The sequence below is a fragment of the Gemmatimonadales bacterium genome (genome assembly GCA_036265815.1).
GTDB lineage: Bacteria > Gemmatimonadota > Gemmatimonadetes > Gemmatimonadales > GWC2-71-9 > CAVVWJ01.
Genome location: DATAOI010000015.1, coordinates 33,748 through 55,057 on the forward strand (window position 1 = coordinate 33,748; position 21,310 = coordinate 55,057).

The window sequence follows — 21,310 nt, forward strand, 5'->3', positions numbered from 1 at the left end:
CTCCCGGCCATGGCCCCGGGTTCAGGCCACCGCGCCGCCGCAGCTCGAGCCCGCGCCCGCGGTGCAGCCGAAACAGTGCGGTCCCGTCGCGATCGCGCGCGCACCCAAGGCGGCGGGATCGAAATCGCGGATGTGACGCGCGGAGGGCGAAGACACCGGCAGATCCAGCATCTGGTTGAAGTCGCAGTCGTAGAGGGTGCCGTCCCAGCCCACCGAGAGCGTGAACCGGCACATCACGCCGGCGGCGGCGGCAGGATTGAACGCCTGCACCAGCTTCTCGAGATAGGCGTGGGTCTGGCCCTTTCGCTCGAGATGATCGAGGAACCGGCTGATCGGCATGTTGGTGATGGTGAGCAGGGAGTTGAACACCACACCGTGGCGCCGGGCGAGCTCGCGGCGCCAGTCCCGCTCCGCGGCGGACTGCTCCGGCGGCAGGAAGGCTCCGACCGGATTGGCCATCAGATCCAGGACCAGGCCGCTCTCCGGCTGCCCGTAGCCGAGCGCGTTGAGCTCACGCAATGCGGCGATCGACGCATCGAACACGCCCTCGCCGCGTTGGGCATCGGTCTGGCGGCTCTGGTAGTACGGCAGCGATGCGACCACCCTGACCCGGTGCTCGGCGAGGAAGCCGGGAACGTATCGATAGTTGGGCAGGCGGGTGACGGTGAGATTACAACGATCGATCACCCGCCGGCCGAGCCGGGTGGCGGCCTCGACGATCCGACGGAACTCGGGGTGAAGCTCCGGCGCGCCCCCGGTGATGTCCAACGTACCGATGCCGGAGCTGGCCAGCACCCGAAGGCAGATGTCCACCACCTCGGTGGACATCATCTCCGTGCGGTCCGGCCCCGCGTCGACGTGGCAGTGGCCGCAGGTCTGGTTGCAGCGCTTGCCCACATTCAGCTGCAGGACGTCGGTGCCCATCGGCCGCAGTGGCTCCAGACCACTCGCCGTGAGCGCCGCCTCGAAGCTCCGGGAGAGCGGGAGCTCGGCGAGCAGCCGGCGCTGGGCCGCACCGGCTGCGAGCGGGTGACGCTGCCGTCGGAGCGTCGGCAGAGCGGTCACCTACATCCCCAACCGCTCGAGGTGATTGCGCATCTGCACCCCGTGGACCAGCGACGCGCCGCCCCGGATGGCCGCGGCCACGTGAACGGCCTCGGTCATCTGCTCCTCGTTGGAGCCCTGCTCCAGGCACGCGGTGGTGTAGGCGTCGATGCAGTACGGGCACTGGACGGAGTGGGAGACCGCCAGAGCGATGAGCGCCTTCTCCCGGGCGGAGAGCGCTCCCTCCGCGAACACGGCGTCGTACCAGGCGCGGAACTTCTCCCAGAGCTCGGGCGCGCCTTTGCCGATGTCGCCGAACCGCGCGAGGTCAGCGTCGCGGTAGTAGTGATCGGATTCCATGCCGGAGGTCCGGTAAAGGGTGAACCGTGCGGCTCATGCGGTGACGCGCTGTCGGGCGCCTTCCAGCGTCTCGCGGATCCGGCGAACCAGCAGGTCGGAGGTGAAGGGCTTCTCGATCATCGGATAGCTCCCGAGCAGGGCGGTCCCTTCCACCTGCTCGGCATTGGCGTAGCCGGTCATGAACAGCACGGGGACGCCGGGCACCAGATCGACCAGCTCCCGCGCGAGCGCCAGCCCACCGAGCTTCGGCAGCGCGAGATCGGTGAGCACGAGCGCCAGGCCGCCGGCGTGTTCCCGAGCCCGGGCCAACGCCTCGGCGCCGTCCGGCGCCTCGATCACGTGGTAGCCCGCAGCATCCAGCGTCCGGGTGACCATCCGCAGCACCTCAGTCTGGTCCTCGACCACCAGGATCGTCTCTTCGCCGTGCACAGTCTGATCCGGCGCCGCCTCCGGGGCCACGCGCGCCGGCTCGGGTGTGGCCGGCAGAAAGACGCTGAAGGTGGAGCCCTTCCCCGGCGCGCTCCGCACCGCGATATAGCCGCCGCTCTGGCGCACGATGCCGTACACGGTGGAGAGGCCGAGCCCGGTGCCCCGGCCGACCTCCTTGGTGGTGAAGAAGGGCTCGAACACCCGCGCGAGCGTCGCCGCATCCATCCCGATGCCGGTGTCCGTGACCGTGAGCTCGAGATACTCGCCGGGCTCGACGGTCGGCTCGTGCTCCAGCCGGCGATCGGCGGCGTTGAGGGTGACTCGCTCGGTGTGGAGGGTCAGCCGGCCGCCGTCGGGCATGGCATCGGCGGCGTTGAGGGCGAGGTTGAGCAGCACCTGCTCGAGCTGGCTCCGGTCGGCGCGGCCGCAGGTGGCCCCGCTCCCCAGCTCGAGCGAGACCTCGTAGCGCTCCCCCATGGCGCGCAGGATCACGGGATGGAATGCGGCCACCACCGCGTTGAGATCGAGCGCCTCGGGGCGGAGGATCTGCTGCCGGCTGAAGGCGAGGAGCTGCGCGGTGATGCCGGCGGAGCGCTGGGCGGCGTCGCGCACCACCTGGACGTCGCTCCGCACCGGCGCCGGCAGGTCCTCCCGGCGGAGAATGAAGTCGGTGGCCCCCAGCACTACCGTCATCTGGTTGTTCACCTCGTGCGCCACTCCGCCGGCGAGCTGTCCCACCGATTCGAGTCGCTGCAGCATCCGGACAGCTTCCTCGGCACGCTTCTGCGCGGTGACATCCCGGGTAAAGCTGCGGGTGTACCCGAAGGCGCCGTCCTTCCAATGCACGCTGGAGCTGATCAGGACGTCCTTGATGCTCCCGTCCTTGCAGCGGAGCCGCGCGGGCGCGTCCTGCACGATCTCGCCCGCGGCGAGTCGGCGGAGCAGCTCCTCGACCACGGCGGGATCGACGTGGAACTCCGCGATGGAGTGTCCCAGATATTCGTCGGCCCGGTAGCCCAGCAGCTCCAGCTCGGCGCGATTGGCCCGCAGGATCACGCCCCGTCCGTCCTCGGAGTGGAGCCCGACCGAGGCGTTCTCGAAGAAGTCGCTCAGCTCCTGCTCGCTCAGACGCGCGGCCGCCTCGGCCTGCTTGAGGTCGTCCACGTCGATGCAGTAGCCGAACCAGCGGGCGACGCTCCCATCCTCGGCCCGGATCGGTCGTGACCGCACCACGAACCAGCGGTAGCTCCCATCCGCGCCTCTCAGGCGGCACTCATGCTGGGATGACTCGCCGGTGCGGCGGGCCCGTTCCCAACCCGTCCGGATTGCCTCCACGTCATCGGGATGCAGCGTGGCTCGCCAGGCCTCCTGGGGAGGCGCGCCGGCCGCGAGACCGGTGTAGTCGAAGAAGCGCCGATTCAAGTACGCGAAGTCGTCGTGCGCGTCGATGGTGAAGAGCATCGCGGGAATCGTCTCCGCCATGGCGCGGAAGCGATCCTCGCTGCCACGGAGCTCCGCCGCAGACTCCTCGGCCTTGCTGGCCTGCTCCTCGGCCCGGAGGCGCTGCGCCTCGGCCCGCGCCGCTTCCGCTTGCGCCTGCTGAGCGGCGGCCTGGGCGGTTCGCAACGCCCGGAGCCGGGTTTCTCCCATCCAGCCGGTCGCGACACCGGTGAGAGAGAAGAACAGGTAGCGGACTTGGTTGACCGGATCGGCCAGCCCGAAATGCGCGGCCGGCGGATCGAAGAACACCACGCCGATCAGCAGGCTCAGCAGCGTGGCACCGATGGTGGGGCGAAGACCGGCGAACCAGGCGGTGGTGAACACCGCCAGGAAGAACGTCATGAAGGTGAGTCGGGTGCCGACCATCGGGTCGAGAAAGAATCGCACCAGAGTGGACACCGCGACCACGCCAAGCATCAGCCCGTAGCGGCCCCACCCGTCCGACCAGGGCGGGAGCCGGGGAAGAGTCTCGCGGGAGCTGGACTCGAGTGACGATGAACCCACGGCATGCCTCTCCGCTGGTGGTGAGCCCGACACCAAGAGCAGAAAGATACTCGGCAGGCATGCCCAACGGTGCGGAGGCGCCGGATGTATACGGCTGGTCACCGCTCACCACCGACCATCAGCCCGCAGGAGATCCGGTACCCATGCGACCCCTGACTTCGACTTTCCTCTTTTTGCTCGCGGCCGTGGCACTGGCGGGACCGGTCCTGGCGCAGAGCACCGATGAACCCGATCGGCCCGGCGGCGGAGGCGACATGCCCCGCGGCAGACACGGTGGTTTCGGCATGATGCACGGCCGGCGGATGGAGGCGCTCGATCCCGTGGTCGCCGATGGTCCGCCTGCTCCCGACGAGTTCGCCAAGATCGCCTCGCCACCGGAAGATCAGCGGCGACGATACGCCGAGCTCTACCAGCGATTCATGGCCTCCACCAAGCCGCAGCGCGACAGCCTGAACCTTGCCCGGCGGGAGATGATCGGGGACTTCCAGGACGGCGACCGGGAAGGAGCAGGGCGCCAACGGGACGTGATGATGCCGCTGGGCCAGGAGCTGGCCAGCCGGCAGAAGACCTTCGACGAGACGCTCAAGAGCTTTCTGGGGAAGGACCAGTGGAAGCACTACGACAAGTGGCGCTCGGATGAGCGGAAGCGGGCGGAACAGGAGCGGAGGGAGCTGGGGAGGCGGCGAAGGCCGCGAGCCGGCCTGACCTGGGGAGTGTTAGCGCGGTCACAGCCGGCCCAGGAACGCGGCGTTAGCCTGGGTCCTGTTCCCTGAACCCTCTTCGTGGGGAGGGTTTCGGACAGCCACCTCGCTGTCGAGGCCTCCCCCATGGGCTACTGGAAGCGGCAGTACACCGAACGGCCGACCGGAAAACCACTGTTCCGCCCGGACCAGCGGCCGCCTCAACCCAGTGCTGCGCCGGAGGCTCCGGACCCGGAGGAATCCGACACCAAGGCACCGGCGGAGCCTGAACAACCGGACCGCCAGCCGACGCAGACAGGAACGCCGGACCGATGACCGCGACCCGGCCGGCCGCCGCTCGCGTCCGGATCCCCCTCGGACCCGAGAGCACCGTGCTCCGGCTCGGCCGGCGAAACGTTCAGCTCACCAACCTGGAAAAGGTCTTCTGGCCCGAGCTGCGCCTGACCAAACGGGCCCTCCTGCAGTACTACGCGGATATGGCCCCGGTCCTGCTGCCCCACCTGCGAGACCGCGCGATGGTCATGAAGCGCTATCCCAACGGGATCCACGGGAAGTGCTTCTTCATGAAGCGAACGCCGTCGCCCCGGCCGGAGTGGATCGAGACCTGCGAGATCGTCCATGGGTCGGGGAACGTCATCGCCTTCCCCATGGTCCAGGATCTCGCCTCCCTGCTATGGCTGGTGAATCTCGGGTGCATCGACCTCAACCAGTGGTATGCCCGCTGCGATGACGTCGATCGGCCCGACTACCTCCACTTCGATCTCGATCCGGGCGAGGGAGCCAGCTTCGACCAGGTGCGGGAGACCGCGCTGGTGGTGCGCGACGCCCTCCGCTCGCTGAAGATGGAGCCACTGGTCAAGACCAGCGGATCGAAGGGCCTGCATCTCTACGTGCCGATCGTGCGCGGGCCGCTGCAGAAACAGGTCTGGACCTTCGCCAAACGGCTCGCCAAGGAGCTGGACGCGCGCCATCCCGATCTCATCACCGCCGAATACCGCATCGCCGACCGCCCGCGAGGGCGGGTGCTGGTGGACTACAATCAGAACGCCTGGGGCCGCACGCTCGCGTCGGTGTACTCGGTCCGCCCGGTCGAGCAGGCCACCGTCTCCACGCCACTCACCTGGGATGAAGTGGAGGCCGGCGTAGCCACCGCGGACTTCCGGATGGACAACGTGCCGGCGCGGGTCCGCAAGCTGGGAGATCTGTGGGCCCCGCTTCGGGCGAGCCGCGGGCGGGGGCAGGGACGGATCTCGCTGGAGAAGCTGCTATGAGCCTCCCGCTGCCGTATCCCTTTCCGCCGATGGAGGCCGAGTCGGCCGAAGCGCTACCCGACGGTGCCGACTGGCTGTACGAGCCCAAGTGGGACGGCTTCCGCTGCCTGGCCTTTCGGGACGGAGCCACCGTCCGCATTCAATCGAAGGCCGGCAAGCCGCTGGGGCGCTATTTCCCCGATGTGGTCGATGCGCTCCTGGCCCTCGGCGCCCAGCGCTTCGTGCTGGATGGCGAGATCGTGATCCCGGTGGATGGCCGGCTCTCGTTCGACGAGCTGCTGCTGCGGGTCCACCCGGCCGAAAGCCGGGTGCGCACGCTGGTCGAGGCCCATCCGGCGCGGCTCGTGGTCTTCGACCTCCTGGCGGACGAGCGAGGGCGCTCGCTGGTGGATCTGCCATTGGCCGAGCGGCGGCCGCGCCTGGAGGCGTTTGCCCATAAGTACTTTCCACCCGAAGGCTCGGTCGTTCTCTCTCAGGCAACGCGGCAGCGCCCGACGGCACAACGCTGGCTACGGGCAGGTGGCCACGGCGACCTGGACGGAGTGGTGGCCAAGCGGCTCGACCTGCCGTACCGCTCCGGCGAGCGGGACGGCATGCGGAAGGTGAAGCGCCAGCGGACGGCGGACTGCGTCGTCGGCGGGTTTCGCTATGCGTCCAAGGGCGGAGGCATCGGCTCGCTGCTGCTGGGACTGTACGACGACGAGGGACTGCTCAACCACGTGGGCTTCACCTCGAGCTTCAAGGCCGACGAGCGGGCGAAGCTCCGCGAAAAGCTGGAGCCGCTGAAGCGGTCGCCGGGCTTCACCGGCAGGGCACCGGGCGGCCCCAGCCGATGGAGCACGGAGCGCTCGGCCGAGTGGGTGCCGCTGGCGACAAAGCTGGTGGTGGAGGTCGCGTACGACCATGTCTCCGGCGGACGATTCCGCCATGGAACCAGGTTCCTGCGCTGGCGGCCGGACAAGGCGCCGGAGCAATGCACCATGGAGCAGTTGCGCTGATGCCGAAGAAGGCGAAAAAGAAGACGGCCGCCAAGCGACGGGCCAAGGCTCCTGCGAAGCCTGCCGCCACCGCGGCCACGCTGGCCGAGTACCGGCGCAAGCGGGACTTCACCCTCACCAGGGAGCCGCGCGGCGGCCCCCGCGCCAGCGGCCCCAAGCTGGCGTTCGTCATCCAGAAGCACGCGGCCAGCCGGCTGCATTACGATCTTCGGCTGGAGCTCGACGGGGTGATGAAGAGCTGGGCGGTACCCAAGGGTCCGAGCCTCGACCCCGCGGTCAAGCGCCTGGCGATGCAGGTGGAGGATCACCCCGTCGAATACAACAAATTCGAAGGCACGATTCCCCAGGGCGAATACGGCGGCGGGACCGTGATGCTGTGGGACCGCGGCACCTACCGCTACGCCGGCGACGCCTCCGATCCGCTGGCGGCGCTCCGCCAGGGGTACCAGAAGGGCGACTTCAAGTTCGTGCTCCAGGGAAAGCGACTCAGAGGCTCCTGGGTTCTGGCGCGGACCCGCCGGGGCTCGCCCGAGCGGGCGCAATGGCTGCTGATCAAACACCGCGACGAAGAGGCCGCTCCAGACTCCGAGGTCACCAGCGAGTACGACACGTCGGTGGCCACGGGACGGACGATGGAGGAGATCGCGTCGGGTCGGAGCCGGGTCTGGCACTCCTCGCGCTAGGGGCAGGGCCCGCGGCTTGACAGGGCCGGTCCAATAGTTGACTTTGGCAACTATCAGTCCGTGCTGAACGACGCCCCCATCGCCGCGAGGAGCCGATGGCGCACCTTCTCTCCCAGCGACGCGTCGCCGCCGTCCGCCGATTCAACCGGTTCTATACCAAGCAGATCGGGGTCCTGAACCTGCTGCATAGCCAGCTCTCGCTCACCGAGGGGCGGGTGCTCTACGAGCTGGCCCACCGGAAGGAGCCCAGAGCCGCCTCCATCGCCAAGAGCCTGGGACTGGATCCGGGATACTTGAGCCGGCTGCTCCGGGGATTCATCAAACGAGGCCTGATCTCGACCAAGGCCGCCGACGGTGACCGTCGAGAGCGCGTCCTGAAGCTGACGAAGAAGGGGCGCGAAATCTTCGCCGCGCTCAACGCGCGGGCGGAAGAGGAGGTGGCCAGCATGCTCGATCGTCTGCCCACCGGCACCCAGCGCGATCTGGTGAGCGCCATGGAGCGCATCCAGCTCGCGCTGGCCGGACCCTCCGACCAGCCGACTACCCCCGCCCAGCCGTATCTCCTGCGCTCGCACCAGCCCGGCGACATGGGATGGATCGTGTACCGACACGGCGTGCTCTACGCCGAGGAGCACGGATGGGACGAACACCTGGAGGGGCTGGCCGCGAAGGTCGTGGGCGACTTCATCGAACATTTCGACCCTGAGCGCGAGCATTGCTGGATCGCCGAACGCGACGGCGAGTTCCTCGGCTGCGTGTTCCTGGTCAAGCACCCCGACGACCCGGAGCGAGTGGCGAAGCTCCGCCTGCTGCTGGTGGAGCCCGCCGCGCGCGGGCTGGGGCTGGGAACCCGGCTGGTGGACGAATGCATCCGTTTCGCCCGGCAGGTCGGCTACCAGAAGATCACGCTCTGGACCAACAGCGTGCTGCACGCGGCCCGCCGGATTTATGAGCGGGCCGGCTTCCACCTGGTCCATGAGCAGACGCATCGGACTTATGGGGTCGAGCTGGTGGGGCAGACCTGGGAGGTCGATCTCACCCGCTGAACCCGTGGCGAGATGCCGCGGATCCAGGATCAGAAGCTGGACCCGATCGAGAAGTGCAGGTGGAAGCGGCGGGAGGATGAGGTGGGGGCCGCGTCGATCGACGTCCCGTTCCGGAGCGCGTCCAGCACGTCCTGCGGCGAGCGGAGGTCGAGCGGAGACGGGTTCAGCTTGTACCCCAGTGCCACCTGGATCGCGCCGACCACCGTCGTGTAGCCGATGCCGATGCCCACCGACTGATAGACCTTGTCCTCATCGAGCACCCCGGCATTCAAGGCGAACCGATGGTCCGGGATCCAGACCCGGCCAGCATCATAGAAGATGTACGGCTGGAAGGGGTCGCCCAGGAGCGGCATGGGAAAGTGCAGCTCCACGCTCCCGAGCAGCCGGGCGAGGCCGCCGACGGGAGTGTAGCGGTCGGCGATGGTCACGGTGGAATCGCCACTGCTCTGCAGCTCGACCTGGGGCAACTTGGGGCCCACCAGCAGGGTGCCCCAGCCGCGAACGTCTCGGGTGCCGCCGGCGGTGAAGCTCACGTCGCGCAGGCGCAGCAGCGACACGAATGGGGACTCGTTCCCCAGGGACGCCGTGCTCTTCCCGTACGGGAAGACCCGTCCGGCGCCCGCGCGCAGGGTGAGCCCCACCCGCCTGGTGAGCCCCACGAACGCCGTGGCGCCCAGGTCCATGAGAAAGTACTCGCTGGTGTTGAACCCCGGCGTGGTGACTTCGAGCCGCGGCCGGATGACGTAGCCCTTCCGCGGGTTGGCGATCCGGTCGAGCCGCCCGTAGCTCCCTTCCAGGCTGATGGTGCTCCGGTTCCGGGTAGCCTCGAGGATGCCCGCGCTGGAGTCGGCCAGACCGAGCAGCGGAAGGAACTGCTCCGGGGCGAGATCGTTGCCGAATCCGTAGTCGTAGACATGCCGGTGCGAGATCGAGTACCCCAGCGTCACCGACTGGAGTGGCGCCGGCGCCCACACCAGAGAGGCCTCGACTCCGGTGGCCCAGCTTCGATCCCGGAGGTCGTCCCGGTACTCGACGAAGGGTCCGCCGGCGAGCGAAAGGCGCCGATCGCCGACATAGGGCTCGAAGGCGGTGAGGTTGAGGCGGTACAGCAGCTGGGCGGGGTTCTCCAGCGCCGCGACGCCGCTCTGCGCCGTGGCGGCCACGGTGAAGGTACGGAGTCCCCCAAGCCAGCTCCGATCAGTCCACTCGGTCTGCCCCGTGAGCCCGCCCGACGAGATGAACCCGGCCTGCCCCTTGATGGCGTGCTCCGGGTTTTGGGCGATGTGGAGCATGACCACCACGCTCGAGTCGTTGGCGGAATCGCGGGGGACGTCCACCGACGCCAGGCGCATGATGTCCATCTGGGTGAGCTTCTGGCGCCCCTGTTCGAGAGCCCGGGCATCGTACCAGCGGTTGGTGCCGATGGGGAGCTGACGCACGATCTCGCGCGTCGGGATGGTCTCGTTGCCGGTCACCGCGATCCGCCGGATCCTGGCCCGCTGCTCGGGCCGCACCTGGACCGTTACTGCCGCGCGGTTGGCCGCGCTGTCGACCAGGGCCGTGACCCTGGCGCCGGCAAACGGATAGCCGTGTGCCCGAAACCAGCGCACCGTGCTGTCGGCGAGGGCCTTCTGCTCGTTCTCGCCGTAGCGGTCGGCCCGCGTCTGCCGGCGGTGAACGAACCGGTTCCAACTGGGGACGAGGTCCCCCGGCAGATCGAGCGATCCCCCCTCGCCGGCGAACGCCACGGTGTCGATCAGGAGCGGCGGGCCCTCGACGACGCGATAGGTGACGTCCACCTCGTCGGGCTTGGCCCGGTAGCGGACCCGGTACTCCACGCCCGCCTTGGGGAAGCCAGAGCGACGATAAAAATTCCGCAGCCGAACGACGTCGCGCTCCAGCTCGACGGGGTCGAACGGATGCGACCCCACCTTGGGCACGAACGGAATGAACCCGAGGGCGCGCCGGAGACCGGCGAGGCCGCCCCGCCCGCTGAGCGCGATCTTCTGCCGCAACGCTCCCTCGTCCAGCGCCTCCTTGCCCACCACCTGGAACTGGACCGAGTGGATCTGGGTATTGGGCCCGACCCGGTTGAGGGCGTCCTGCGCGCGGAGCGGGGCTGCGCCGGCGAGCAGGAGCGGCAGGAGGAGGCCCGCGGCCAGGCGGTCAGTAGGCATGCCGCGCCTTGAAGAGCAGTCCGGGCGAGAGGCTGCCGCCCTGGAGGTTGGCGCGAAGCCAGCGGTGCAGCGTGTATTCCACCTCGAAGCCGGGTCCCAGGTTCGAGCCCGCCCCCTGCTGGGTGCGGCTGCCGAACTGGAGCGGCAGCTCCAGGTCGAGGAAGAGGCGTGATCCGAGGTAGCGCCCGGCCGTCAGGGTGAGGCCGCGGGTGGCCTCCTGCCGGATCTGGAACACATCGAATCCAAGCCCCTGGCCGGCGGTGTTGGCGATCGCGCCGGTGAGCGTGCTCATCGCGACCTGCTGGCCCGCGCCGCCGGCTCCCCCGCCACCGGCCTGGCCTTCGAACAGCGGATTGTCGGAGGCGGGCCGGCCGGTGACGATGTAGGAGAGGATGTCGTCCTGGTTCAGCGACGGGTCGGATGTAAAGGTGAGCCCCAGGCTGTCCAGGCGCCCCTTGGCGTTCACGTTGATGAGCACGCCCTCGTTGTCGCCGCCGCTCTGGGTGGGGACCTGGTACGAGGCGTTCACGTCCAGCTTGGTCGAGTCCACCGGACCGGCCAGGTTGATGTCCCCGTCGGTCAGCCGGAACTGGCGCCCGTTGAGCTCCAGCGTGCCCCGCCCCGGCACCGGCTCCACGTGCCCGAAGAACTGCATGTCCTGACCCGGCTGCTGGGTCACCCGAAGCTGTCCCTGCAGCTCGATGTCGGTCTTGGGGCTGGTGGGCCGCCGAATCCACACCCGCCTCGGCATCCGGATGGCCAGGTCGAGCTTGACCCGGTCCATCAGGCCGGGCGCCTTCTTCGCCTCGCGCAGCACCGACGGGCCGAAATCGCGGGCGAGCTGGCGCAGCTCGTCGCGGGTCAGGTCCACTTGCTCCACTTTGACCTTGGCGCCTTCGGTGCCCACGAAGAAGTCGGTGCGGTCCAGCTTCAGGCTGCCGCTGACCAGCGGATGGAGCAGCGTCCCCTCGAGCCGGATATCTCCCGACGCCGCGGTCTGCAGCTGATCCGAGTTGACCAGGCGGAAATGGCTCAGCCTCGCGCCGAGCGCGAGCCCCGGCTCGCTGAGTGGCCGAAGCCGAACCGCGCCGGTAGCGGTCAGCGTCTGCTTCTTACCGGTGAGGAGCTGAAGCCGGTCGATCGCGAGGGTATCGCCCTGGAGCCGACCGGTCATCTCGCCTTTCTCATAGGCGACTTTGATGGTGGGGAGCTCCAGGGCCGCGCCGCGGAGCCGCACGGTGCCGGTGGCAGCGGGGGCGTGAATCGAGCCGCCTATGCGTGCATCGACTCGCAACAGCCCTTCGAGACCGGTCGCCGCGTCGGGCGGAAGCAGCGGCTGAAACAGGCCGAGATCGAAGCTGTCGGCCCGCACCGCCAGTGCCACCGTGTCGGCCTCGCTGCGCACGAACCCTACGCTGCTGGCCGTATCGCGTGGTGCCAGGGTCAACCGGTACGGCAGCGTGCCGGTGACCGTGAGCGCGCCGCCCCGGGCGGGCGTGGCTGCCGCGCGAAGCTTGAGCCGATCGCCCTGCCAATCGAGATCGGTGCCGAGCACGCCGACCCTGCGGCCGGCTTTGGTGACGATCGCCAGTCCGACGCTGCCGTCGAGGCGCGGCGTCGCCGCGCGTCCGGCCAGATGGAGATGTCCGTCGACCTGTCCGTCGGTGGGCACCAGGCCAGCCGCGTGCAGGCTCTCCAGGTCGAGTCCCGCGATGCGCAGGGTCACGTCGCTGGAGTCGTGCCGGTCGAAGAGCCCGTCGATCGTGATGCTCCGCTGGCCCGCGCGGAGAGCCAAGCCTCTGAGCTCGACGTGCGGCCCCAGCACCAGGCTCGCCGGCCGCTCGAGCGCCCAGGTCCGGCCGCCCTCCTCCAACGTGAGCTGCTGGAGCGCCGCACGCACCGTGTCGCCGGAGACCCGTCCCCGGAGCCTGGTGGCCACCCGCAGGCTGTCGCCCACGTTCACCGCCGCGTCGAGCGCCAAGGTCGAGTCGTACCGGCCGGAGGCGGTCAGCGTGCGCACCTCGACCGGGCCGTAGACGGCGTCCGTCACCTTGAGCCCGCCGCTGATCCCACTCATGCGGCTGCTGTCGAGCGTGGCTGCCGCCGTCAGCGTCAGGTGGTCGGCCAGATTTCCCGCGTAGGACAGGCCGTGCGCGTCGGCCCCTCCCGCGAGCCTCCAGCGCCGCGCGGGACCGGTCACGGTCAGACGCACCAACGCGGAGTCGAAGTCGACGGTGTCGACGCCCGCCAGAGCGGCCACCGGTGCCAGATCGCCGAGCCTGCCGAGCAGCGTGAGCGTGCCTTCGTCGGCGCCGGGCCGGAGGGCCAGGCGACCGCCGGCGTCGAGCACGCCCGCGTTGGAGCGAAGCAGCAGGGTGTCGAGCCGGAGCTGACCTTCGGCCGGGCTCATGGCCAGGTGGAAGGTGGGGACCCGAACTCCCCCGACTCCGCCTCCCGCGTCCACGGTGCCGCCCACCGTGCTGAGCCCGCCGCTATCGGCTTCGGCCCGGAGCGCGAAACGCGACTCGATGCGGCCGTCGGCGCCGCTTCGTCCCGTCCAATGCGCCAGATGCTCCAGTCGTAGCGTGCCGTCCGCCCGCATGGATGTCCGGCCCGCGGCCGCCGTGCTGGACAGGGCGGCGTCGAGGGCGGCGTCCTCGCCCTGTGCCTGGACCTTCGCATCCACGCTCCGCCCCTGCAGCCGCGCCGTCAGCGACCCCCTGCTGAGCTCCGCCTGGTTCACCCTCGACGGCAGCAGCACCGCGTCGAGCGCGGCCTGCAGACTGTCCGCCGACCGGCCGGTCAGCTCGACGGTGAAGCTGGCGTTGAGATCGGTGCGAAGACCCTCGCGCCCGAGCAGCTTGCCCAGATCGACCCCGGTGAGCCGGCCTTGGCGGACCCGATAGGCAGGCACGGTGGCGCTGGGGGATCCATCGCCCGCCAGGGAGAGCGCTCCACCGCTGGTGCTGAGCGCGGCATCGTAGCTCAGGCGCTGGCCGGCAAGCTGGACGTCGGCCTTGCCGCCGGACACCTCCACCTGGCCGAGCCGGGACGGGTCCACCGTCAGCTTCGCCTGGACCGAGCGATGGTCCTGCCGCCAACTGCCTTGCCCGGTGAGGTGGAGCGTCACCGGCCCCGCGAGATCGGGCCGGCCGAGAAAGGTGCCAAGGTCGGCCCGCTCGAGGCTGGCGCGTCGAAGCACGTAGGAAGCGGTTGAGTCGAAGGGCCGGCCCCGCGCGTCCAGCGTGAGGCGGCCACCCTGGAGCAGCGCATTGCCCTGAACCCGCAGGCGGCCGCGGTCAAGCCGGGCGACGGCCTCCAAACTGTCGAGCCGCCGCTCGCCGTAGCGCACTTCGTCGAACTGGAGGCGTGCGTCCACCTTCGCGGCGGCCGGCGCGGTGCCGCGGCCCGCGAGGCTGAACCGGCCCGAAAGCGGAGCGCTCACGGTATCCCCGGAGAGCTTGCCGAGGTCGACCCGCTCGATCCTGCCCTGTCGGAGCGCGTAGCTCATGGTGTCGCCGAGGCTCACCTGGCCCACGGCCGTGATGCTGCCTCCGCCGGCGAGCAGCTCGGGCCGGAGCTGGAGTTGGCCTCCGGCCAGGCGAAGGGTCGCGTGCCCCAGTTGAATCCGTTCGCCGCTGTCCCGGACGGCAGTCAGCTCCACCCGTCCCTCGACCCGAGCCGAGTCGGGTCGCTTTCCCTGCCCGGCGATGCGAAACCCCACCAGAAGCACCGGGTTGCCGTCCTGCCCCGCGAGGCCGCGGGCCACGGGCGTGGTTCCCGGCATCCGCATGGCCGTCCCGGAGAGGCGGTAGGTCGGGATGGAGTCGAAGGGCCGGGTCCGGCCGGTGGCGCTCACGATACCGGTGTCCAGTGCGGCCAGGAACGTGAGATCCGCGGCGCCCCGGGTGATCAGTGCGTGGAGATCGAGCCGGCGCACGAGAGTGGCGCCGATGCGCGAGCGCCCGACCCGGACGCGGGCGCTGCCGTTGGCTCGAGCGGGAGGTCCGTCGAGATCCGCATCCAGCTCCGCGTTGACGCTCCCTCCCGGCGCCGACCGGTTGAGCCGCGCCGGATCGAGCTTCTCGATCCGGCCATGGGCCCGATACGACGCGGCGCTGCCCCGAACGATCCGGGCCTCGCCGTCGAACGCGAGCGTCGCCGCGTCCAGCGTTGCCGCAAGGTGCGCGGTCACCAGGTCGCCTTTGCCGCGCGCGGCCGCATCGAGCTGGAGCTGGCCATTCGGCGGGACCGACGGCGCGAGCGGCGTCAGGTCCGCCAGGTCGAGCGGGCGCCCGATCAGGCGGACATCGAGCCGGTCTACCAGCCTGGCGTCATCGAAGCTTCGAGGCACGACGGCGTGCCCCGACAGGTTGCTCAGCTCGGTGTGAATCCGAAGCGGATCGAACCGGAACTCCTCCGCCGTGACCGCGCCCCGGGTGGCCATCGCGTACCAGCGATCGCTGGTGGGCGGCTGGAGCTGGAGGCCGAGCGAGTCGATCGCCACAAGCGTTGTCCGGCCCAGCACCAGATCGTGGGCGACGAGGTCGAGGTTTCGCGCCCGCACGACCGAGTCGGGCGACAGCTCGGCGGTCAACCTGGCGCCGCCGAACCGGACGTGGCCCACCGCGATGCTTCCGCCCCCGGTGGTATCGGACGACTTGCGCAGCACCGAGACCAGGTCCCAACTCTGGCCCCGCCGGTGTGCCGCGATCTCCGCACCGTCCGCCTCCAGCGAGTCGAGACGGGTCGCCGGCGGGCGGAGGCGCGCCAGATGATAGGTCACCCGGAGCCGGCGGATGTGGGCCAGCTCCAGGCCCGACTGGTGCAGCCGCACGTCGTCCAGCGTCAGTCCCGCGAGGAAGTTGCCGGACACCCGGCCGACCTCCAGCCGATTACCTGGATTGAGCGGGGCAAGGCTGAGGAGCTTGCGGATGACAAGGGTGGCCACCGGCGGCAGTTGGAGCAGCGCGACGGCGCCGGCGACAATGCCGACCAGCACCACGACAGTCATGCCGGCGCGGCGGAGCCAGATCCGGGATCGAGGAGGAGAGGTCTGAGGGACGTCCTGCTCGGAGAGGAGCATCAGCAAGTCTGCGGGCCGCGGCCGCTTGGGACTATGTCCGGCATCACACCGCCGCTGGTCGGCCCGGCGCGGCTTGGCAATTGCCACGATCGGGCGCTCGAAGCCGGCCCGATGACCCCGTTCGCCATCACGCTCGCATGACCGCCGATTCGGCGGGTTGGACCTAACTGATCGTCTGTTCGCCAATTAGGCGGGCTGGCTTGGCCCCCGCCGCCTCCCCTGCGCGCTGGAGGAGTATTCCCGGTGATCATGAGATCCCGCCTCACTGTGGCGCGCCGGCCCCACAGCAGGACCGTGCTGATCGTAGACGACGACTCGGGAGCCCGCGCCACTGCCTGCCGAACCGTGCGGCTGGCAGGTTTCGATGTCCGGGAGGCGGGGGACGGCGCGTCCGCGCTCCGGATCCTCCAGCAGCACCCCCATGAGATCTGGCTGGTACTGGCGGAGCTGACGACGCCGGGCATGAGCGGCACCGAGCTGGCGCAGCGCCTTCTCGCGGCGCCTTCCCGCCCCCATGTGCTGCTGATGTCGGAGTGCTCGCGGATGGAGCTCGACAGACTGGTGGGCGTCCTGCCGGAGCTTCCCTATCTGCGGAAGCCGCTGGTGCCGGAACAGCTTGCGGCGAGAGTGCAGGAGCTGCGCGAGCGCTCGGGCTGAGACCGAGGCGGCGTCAGCCGGCCGCGCCCGCGATCCACTCCCGTGCCGCTCGCAACTCGGGCTCGGTCACCCCGTGCCCGCCGGGCTCCCAGTGGAGCGTCACTCTCGCTCCTCCTTGGCGGAACAGCTCCGCCAGGCGCTCCGCCTGGGCCGCCGGGGCGATCCGGTCGCCGCGCCCGGCTCCGATGAACACCGCGGTTCCGGTCAGACCTGGCAGGGTGGCGGGCTCGAACGGGACCATGGGACTCAGGAGCACGGCGCGCCGGAGCAGCCCCGGGCGCCGCAGCAGGATGCTCGCAGCGATGTTGGCCCCGTTGGAGAACCCCACCGCCACCATGCCGGCCGGATCGAGATCATAGGTCTTCGCGGCCGCCTGGACGAACGCCGCCAGCTCCTCGGTCCGCCGGGCCAGATCTTCCTGGTCGAAAACCCCCTCCCGCAGCCGGCGAAAGAACCGGGGAGCCCCGCCCTCGAGCACCTTGCCGCGCGGACTCAGCATCCCGGCCCCCGGGAGGATGGCCCGGCCGAGCGGGAGCAGGTCCTCCTCGTCACCGCCGGTGCCGTGGAGCAGGAGGAGCGTGGTGCTCCCCACCAGCTCCGCGCCCGCCGTCGGTGGGATGTAGCGGTGGATGAATCCCAGCGCGTCCCCGCTCACGTCCTCCGGTCCGGTGATCTCAGCGAAGAACGCGACGTCCGCCGCCGGCACTGCCAGATGGATCGGCGGCAGGACCGCCTCGATCTCCGCCCGCCGGGGCTCGTAGCGTGCCGGCAGCATCAGCCGCTGGCCCAACTGCTCCACCGGCTCGTCGATGGTGAAGCCAGGAGGGTTCGTCGCCAGCTCGAAGAGAACCCCACCCGGCTCGTGGAAGTAGACCGAGTGGAAGTACTGCCGGTCGATGACCGGTGTCGGGTCCAGTCCAGCCTGGAGGATCCGGTCCCGCACCCCGAGCTGCGCCGCATCGTCCGCCACGCTCCACGCCACGTGGTGCACCGTGCCGGCACCGAGAACACCCCGCACAAAACCGCCGGTAGCTCGGACATCCACCAGCCTGCCGGGTCCCCCGTCGCCGGCGGCGTATCGCCGGATCGAGCCCTCTTCCCGCACCGGCCGGAAGCCCAGCGTCTCGGCCAGGACCTTCTCCGTCGGCTCCCCCTGCTCGACCCAGAGCGTGACACTGTGGAAGCCGTGGATCGCCTGGTCGCGTGAGATGCCGGGGGCGTCTGCCCACGCCGGCCGCGCCTCGGCCGCGGGATGGGCAACGATCTCGAGCATCAAGCCGTCGTGGTCCTTGAAGGCGACGACCTGCTCCACATCCTCACGGGATGCCCCGCGCTTGAGCGGCCCCTGATAGCTGATGCCGTGGCGTACCAGCCGCTCGACCCAGAAGCCGAGCGCGCTCGGCAGAATGGCGAACGCGGTGACCGCGACCTGACCGGGTCCCTGCCGCCCACCCCTGGCACCGGGCCAGGGGAAGAAGGTCAGGATACTGCCGGGAGTGCCGACCTCGTCGCCGAAGTAGAAGTGGTAGGTCTCGGGATCGTCGAAGTTGACCGTCCGCTTGACCAGGCGAAGCCCGAGCAGCCCGGCGTAGAAGTCCAGGTTGCGCTGCGGGTCACTGGCAATGGCAGTGACGTGGTGGAGTCCGAGGACGCCGGTCACCTCAGGCCGTCTGCATGGCCATTGGGTTCTCGTCGGCGCTTGCGCCATAGACCGCGGGGAGGAGCGCCCCCACCTGCCGCAGATAGACCGTGAGCTGGCCGCGGTGGTGGTACCAGTGATTGAAGAGGACCGTCCGGAGCACCGCACCCCGAGGCATCGCCATGACCTCTCGCGTCCCGTCCACCATGGCCCACGGCGTCATCAACGCCGCGTCGTTCATCCCGCCGAGAATGGTCCTCGCCTTCTCGACGCTCTGGTCGAGCTCGGCGAGGAGCTCCCTTACGCTTGCCGGGCTGGGCCGGGGGATCTGGGTCCGGACGTCGAACGTGGGACGGCTCGAGATCTCGGCGATCCTTCCCGGAATGCCGGCCACATGCAGCGCGAGTTGGCCGAGCGTCATCGACTTTTCGTGGGGCCTCCAGTCGAGCTGGTCTTCCGGCACCCGCTCGAGCACCCGCCGGGTCGCGGGCGCTTCCTGGTTCAGCTCCTGTAACAGTTCACCGATCGTAGCCATGATCATGCTCCTGACGATTCAGAGGTAAGGTCGAGCCGGGACGAAGGACGCCTCGAGATCAGGGAGGACGCGCCGCATCCCGCGGCCATGCTCCACGCAGAAATTTATCCAAGGCCGGGAGCACAATCCGAGGCGCGTCGAGCCACACCATATGTCCTGCGCCGCGAATTGTGAGCAAGCGCCCGTTGGGTAGACGAGCCGCCCACTCCCGGCCGCCACCATAGGGCGCATTGCGGTCCCGAGTGCCGTGAATGGTGAGCACCGGGACCGATAGTTGGGCGAAGCTGCCCCAACTGGGGCCCGGATCCCGGGCGATCGAGCGGAACAGCAGCGGAAAGTGGCGGTCGAGCGCGGCGGGCCACTCGTTGGGCATCCCGCAGAGGTCCGGCACCCGCTCCGCGACACGAGGATCGCCGACCAGGCGCACCCGGTTCACCAGGTAATCCTGCTCGCAGTAGTCCCGCGGGTTCCGCACCGCGAGTCCGGCGGCGCGCAGCCGGGCCAGGCGCGCCAGGCTGGCGGAATCGGGCACCGGTACCGAGTCATGCGCCTTGAGCGAGTCGGGAATCGGCATACCGTGCCCGCTCGGAATCGGGCCGATCTGGATGATCCGCTCCACCCGCTCCGGATGCTCGGCCGCGTAGCGCATGACCATCATTCCCAGATACGACCAGCCGATCAGCGCCACCCGCTCGGCCTTGAGCTTCTGCCGCACGGCTTCGAGGTCGCGAACATCGAACTGAATGGAGACCCGGGTCGAGTCCTTGACCCGGTCCGACCGACCGCGATCGCGCATGTCGTAGAACACCAACGTGCGGCCCTGTCCCAGCCGGGCGAAATCGCGCTCCAGGAAGAGCCCGCCCGGCACGATCACGATGGGGGATCCGGATCCGACCACGTGATAGTAGAGCCGGACTCCATCGTCGGTGGTCACATACTCGGCCTGGGGCACCGAGGATGCGGCCAGAATCGCCGCCGCTGCGGCCTGGAGAATGATCATCTCTCGCCCACCGCGGCCTCGGTCCTCTCCCACAGCTCCGTCGCCAGCGCCGGATCCTCGGCGAGCGGATTGGACTTGACCTCGCGAAGCTTGTTGTAGAACCGGCCGGTGGCGCTGGTGAGCTCGGGAGCCGTCGCACACCAGAATGGGGTCCGGGCGCCTTCCTCGTTGGAGAGGGTGAAGCGCTTGATCAGCCACTGGAACGGCTGCGGAACCGAGCGCCAGATGTTCGAGGCCACACCACCCGGATGGAGCGAATAGGTCGTCACCGGAGTTCCGGTCAGCCGGCGCGCCAGCTCCTTGGCATGCAGCACGTTCATCAGCTTGGTGACGGCGTAGTCGGCAAAGCCGCTGCGCTTGGGCTCGGTGCGGCGCTCCAGCACGCTCCAGTCGATCCGCTTCACGGTCATCTGGGCCAGACTGGAGACGTTCACGATCCGGCCCTGGGTCGAGGCGCGGAGCCGCGGCAGCAGCAGATTGGTGAGCAGAAATGGCCCGATGTGATTGGTGGCATAGGTGAGGTCGAACCCGTCGCGGCTCAGCGCGCGGGTGCCCGCGACGCCGGCGTTGTTGACCAGCACATCGAGCGGGTGGCCCGCCCCCAGGTAGGTCTCGGCCGCCCGCCGGACCGAGCTCAGGTCCGAGACATCGATGGAGAGAAACCGCGCCTCGACGTCCGGGTGCCGCGCGCGAATGCCATCGAGCACCGGCCTGGTGCGCTCCTCAGAGCGGGAGGCCAGCACGACGTCTCCACCCGCCTGGGCGAGCGCCTCCACCAGCGCGCGGCCGATGCCGGAATTGGCCCCGGTCACCAGGAAGGTGCGGCCGCGAGTCACGGGGACCCCACCTGCGCCCCGGCCAGCGCCGCCGCGAACTCCTCCATGCTTCCGAACCGGTCGGCCGCCGACTTGGCGATCGCCTGCGCGATGGCCCGATCGACCGACGGTGGCACGGTCGGGACCAGGCGCTGAGCCGACGGAATCGGAGCCCGGACGATCCGGCTGACCACCTGCTCCAGCGATCCGGTGTAGGGCGGCTCTCCGGTCAGCATCTCATAGAGGATGCATCCCAGGCTGTAGATATCGGCGCGCTGGTCGAGGTCACGCCGGCCGCCGAGCTGCTCCGGGCTCATATAATAGACCGTCCCCAGCACCACCCCGGTCTCGGTCAGCTTGCGATAGTCCGCCGCGCCGATGGCCCGGGCCAGCCCGAAGTCCGCGATCACCGCTCGCTCGCCCGCGAGCAGGACGTTCTCCGGCTTCACGTCGCGATGCATGACGCCACGACCGTGGGCGTAGCCCAGGGCGTCGGCCAGGTCGCGGGTGATCCGGAGCGCCTCATCCAGCGCCAGCCGGCGGTCACGCTCCAACCGCTGATAGAGGGACTCGCCCTCGATGTAGGGCATGACGTAGTAGAGCACGCCACCGGCGTTGCCCGAATCGTACAGCGGCAGGATGAGCGGATGAGACAGGGAGGCCGCGATGCCCATCTCGCGGTGAAACCGCTCGGTGCCGAGCGCGCTGACCAGGCCGCGGTGCATGGCCTTGATGGCGACCTGGCGTCCCTCGCGCTGGTCGCGCGCGAGATACACGGTGGCCATTCCTCCGCGCCCGAGCTCGCGCTCGACCGTGTAGCGATCGCCCAGGGCCTCCGTCAACATCTCCAGGACTAGGGTCACCG

General features: G+C 69.6%; 16 protein-coding genes. 6 read left to right on the top strand and 10 right to left on the bottom strand.

What is annotated here, in order from left to right; translation table 11 throughout:
* Nucleotides 1–21: 21 nt before the first annotated feature.
* Genes arsS through VHR41_02405 form a run of 3 tightly spaced genes read right to left on the bottom strand, consistent with a single transcriptional unit; the run spans nucleotide 22 to nucleotide 3,837 of the window.
* On the bottom strand, nucleotides 22–1,065 hold the full coding sequence (gene arsS, locus VHR41_02395; GenBank protein ID HEX3233018.1) for an arsenosugar biosynthesis radical SAM (seleno)protein ArsS: 1,044 nt from the start codon (nucleotides 1,063–1,065) through the stop codon (nucleotides 22–24).
* The gene (locus VHR41_02400; GenBank protein ID HEX3233019.1) at nucleotides 1,066–1,404 is read right to left on the bottom strand and encodes an arsenosugar biosynthesis-associated peroxidase-like protein; all 339 of its coding nucleotides are present in this window, start codon (nucleotides 1,402–1,404) and stop codon (nucleotides 1,066–1,068) included.
* Nucleotides 1,405–1,437: 33 nt separating this feature from the next.
* Entirely contained in the window at nucleotides 1,438–3,837 is a 2,400-nt protein-coding gene (locus VHR41_02405; protein HEX3233020.1) for a PAS domain S-box protein, read from the bottom strand.
* Between the two features lie 143 nt (nucleotides 3,838–3,980).
* Here VHR41_02405 and VHR41_02410 point away from each other — a divergent pair, with 143 nt between their 5' ends.
* The 5 genes from VHR41_02410 (at nucleotide 3,981) to VHR41_02430 (ending at nucleotide 8,536) form a co-directional block, all read left to right on the top strand.
* A complete protein-coding gene (locus VHR41_02410; GenBank protein ID HEX3233021.1) occupies nucleotides 3,981–4,610 on the top strand; it encodes a hypothetical protein in 630 nt (209 codons plus the stop codon).
* A gap of 239 nt (nucleotides 4,611–4,849) precedes the next feature.
* Nucleotides 4,850–5,809: a non-homologous end-joining DNA ligase gene (gene ligD, locus VHR41_02415; protein ID HEX3233022.1), complete on the top strand. Its 960-nt coding sequence runs from the start codon at nucleotides 4,850–4,852 to the stop codon at nucleotides 5,807–5,809.
* Nucleotides 5,806–6,807, top strand: a complete 1,002-nt coding sequence (locus VHR41_02420) for an ATP-dependent DNA ligase (GenBank protein ID HEX3233023.1) — start codon at nucleotides 5,806–5,808, stop codon at nucleotides 6,805–6,807. The genes ligD and VHR41_02420 overlap by 4 nt, the downstream gene beginning before the upstream one ends.
* On the top strand, nucleotides 6,807–7,490 hold the full coding sequence (locus VHR41_02425) for a DNA polymerase ligase N-terminal domain-containing protein (protein ID HEX3233024.1): 684 nt from the start codon (nucleotides 6,807–6,809) through the stop codon (nucleotides 7,488–7,490). The genes VHR41_02420 and VHR41_02425 overlap by 1 nt, the downstream gene beginning before the upstream one ends.
* A gap of 95 nt (nucleotides 7,491–7,585) precedes the next feature.
* Nucleotides 7,586–8,536: a helix-turn-helix domain-containing GNAT family N-acetyltransferase gene (locus VHR41_02430; protein HEX3233025.1), complete on the top strand. Its 951-nt coding sequence runs from the start codon at nucleotides 7,586–7,588 to the stop codon at nucleotides 8,534–8,536.
* 29 nt (nucleotides 8,537–8,565) lie between these two features.
* Here VHR41_02430 and VHR41_02435 read toward each other — a convergent pair whose 3' ends face one another.
* Nucleotides 8,566–10,713 (bottom strand): BamA/TamA family outer membrane protein, encoded by a 2,148-nt coding sequence (locus VHR41_02435; protein HEX3233026.1) that lies wholly within the window; start codon nucleotides 10,711–10,713, stop codon nucleotides 8,566–8,568.
* On the bottom strand, nucleotides 10,703–15,799 hold the full coding sequence (locus VHR41_02440) for a translocation/assembly module TamB domain-containing protein (protein ID HEX3233027.1): 5,097 nt from the start codon (nucleotides 15,797–15,799) through the stop codon (nucleotides 10,703–10,705). The genes VHR41_02435 and VHR41_02440 overlap by 11 nt, the downstream gene beginning before the upstream one ends.
* Before the next feature lie 249 nt (nucleotides 15,800–16,048).
* On the opposite strand from VHR41_02440, the gene VHR41_02445 reads away from it, so the two are divergent.
* Nucleotides 16,049–16,456 (top strand): response regulator, encoded by a 408-nt coding sequence (locus VHR41_02445; GenBank protein HEX3233028.1) that lies wholly within the window; start codon nucleotides 16,049–16,051, stop codon nucleotides 16,454–16,456.
* 13 nt (nucleotides 16,457–16,469) lie between these two features.
* Here VHR41_02445 and VHR41_02450 read toward each other — a convergent pair whose 3' ends face one another.
* The 5 genes from VHR41_02450 to VHR41_02470 are packed head-to-tail and all read right to left on the bottom strand — an operon-like array spanning nucleotide 16,470 to nucleotide 21,308.
* Nucleotides 16,470–18,116: a VOC family protein gene (locus VHR41_02450; GenBank protein HEX3233029.1), complete on the bottom strand. Its 1,647-nt coding sequence runs from the start codon at nucleotides 18,114–18,116 to the stop codon at nucleotides 16,470–16,472.
* 1 nt (nucleotide 18,117) lies between these two features.
* A complete protein-coding gene (locus VHR41_02455) occupies nucleotides 18,118–18,630 on the bottom strand; it encodes a DinB family protein (protein ID HEX3233030.1) in 513 nt (170 codons plus the stop codon).
* Between the two features lie 58 nt (nucleotides 18,631–18,688).
* Entirely contained in the window at nucleotides 18,689–19,630 is a 942-nt protein-coding gene (locus tag VHR41_02460) for an alpha/beta hydrolase (protein HEX3233031.1), read from the bottom strand.
* The gene (locus VHR41_02465) at nucleotides 19,627–20,466 is read right to left on the bottom strand and encodes an SDR family NAD(P)-dependent oxidoreductase (protein ID HEX3233032.1); all 840 of its coding nucleotides are present in this window, start codon (nucleotides 20,464–20,466) and stop codon (nucleotides 19,627–19,629) included. Before VHR41_02465 ends, VHR41_02460 begins: the two co-directional genes overlap by 4 nt.
* On the bottom strand, nucleotides 20,463–21,308 hold the full coding sequence (locus tag VHR41_02470; protein HEX3233033.1) for a serine/threonine-protein kinase: 846 nt from the start codon (nucleotides 21,306–21,308) through the stop codon (nucleotides 20,463–20,465). Before VHR41_02470 ends, VHR41_02465 begins: the two co-directional genes overlap by 4 nt.
* Nucleotides 21,309–21,310 lie beyond the last annotated feature (2 nt).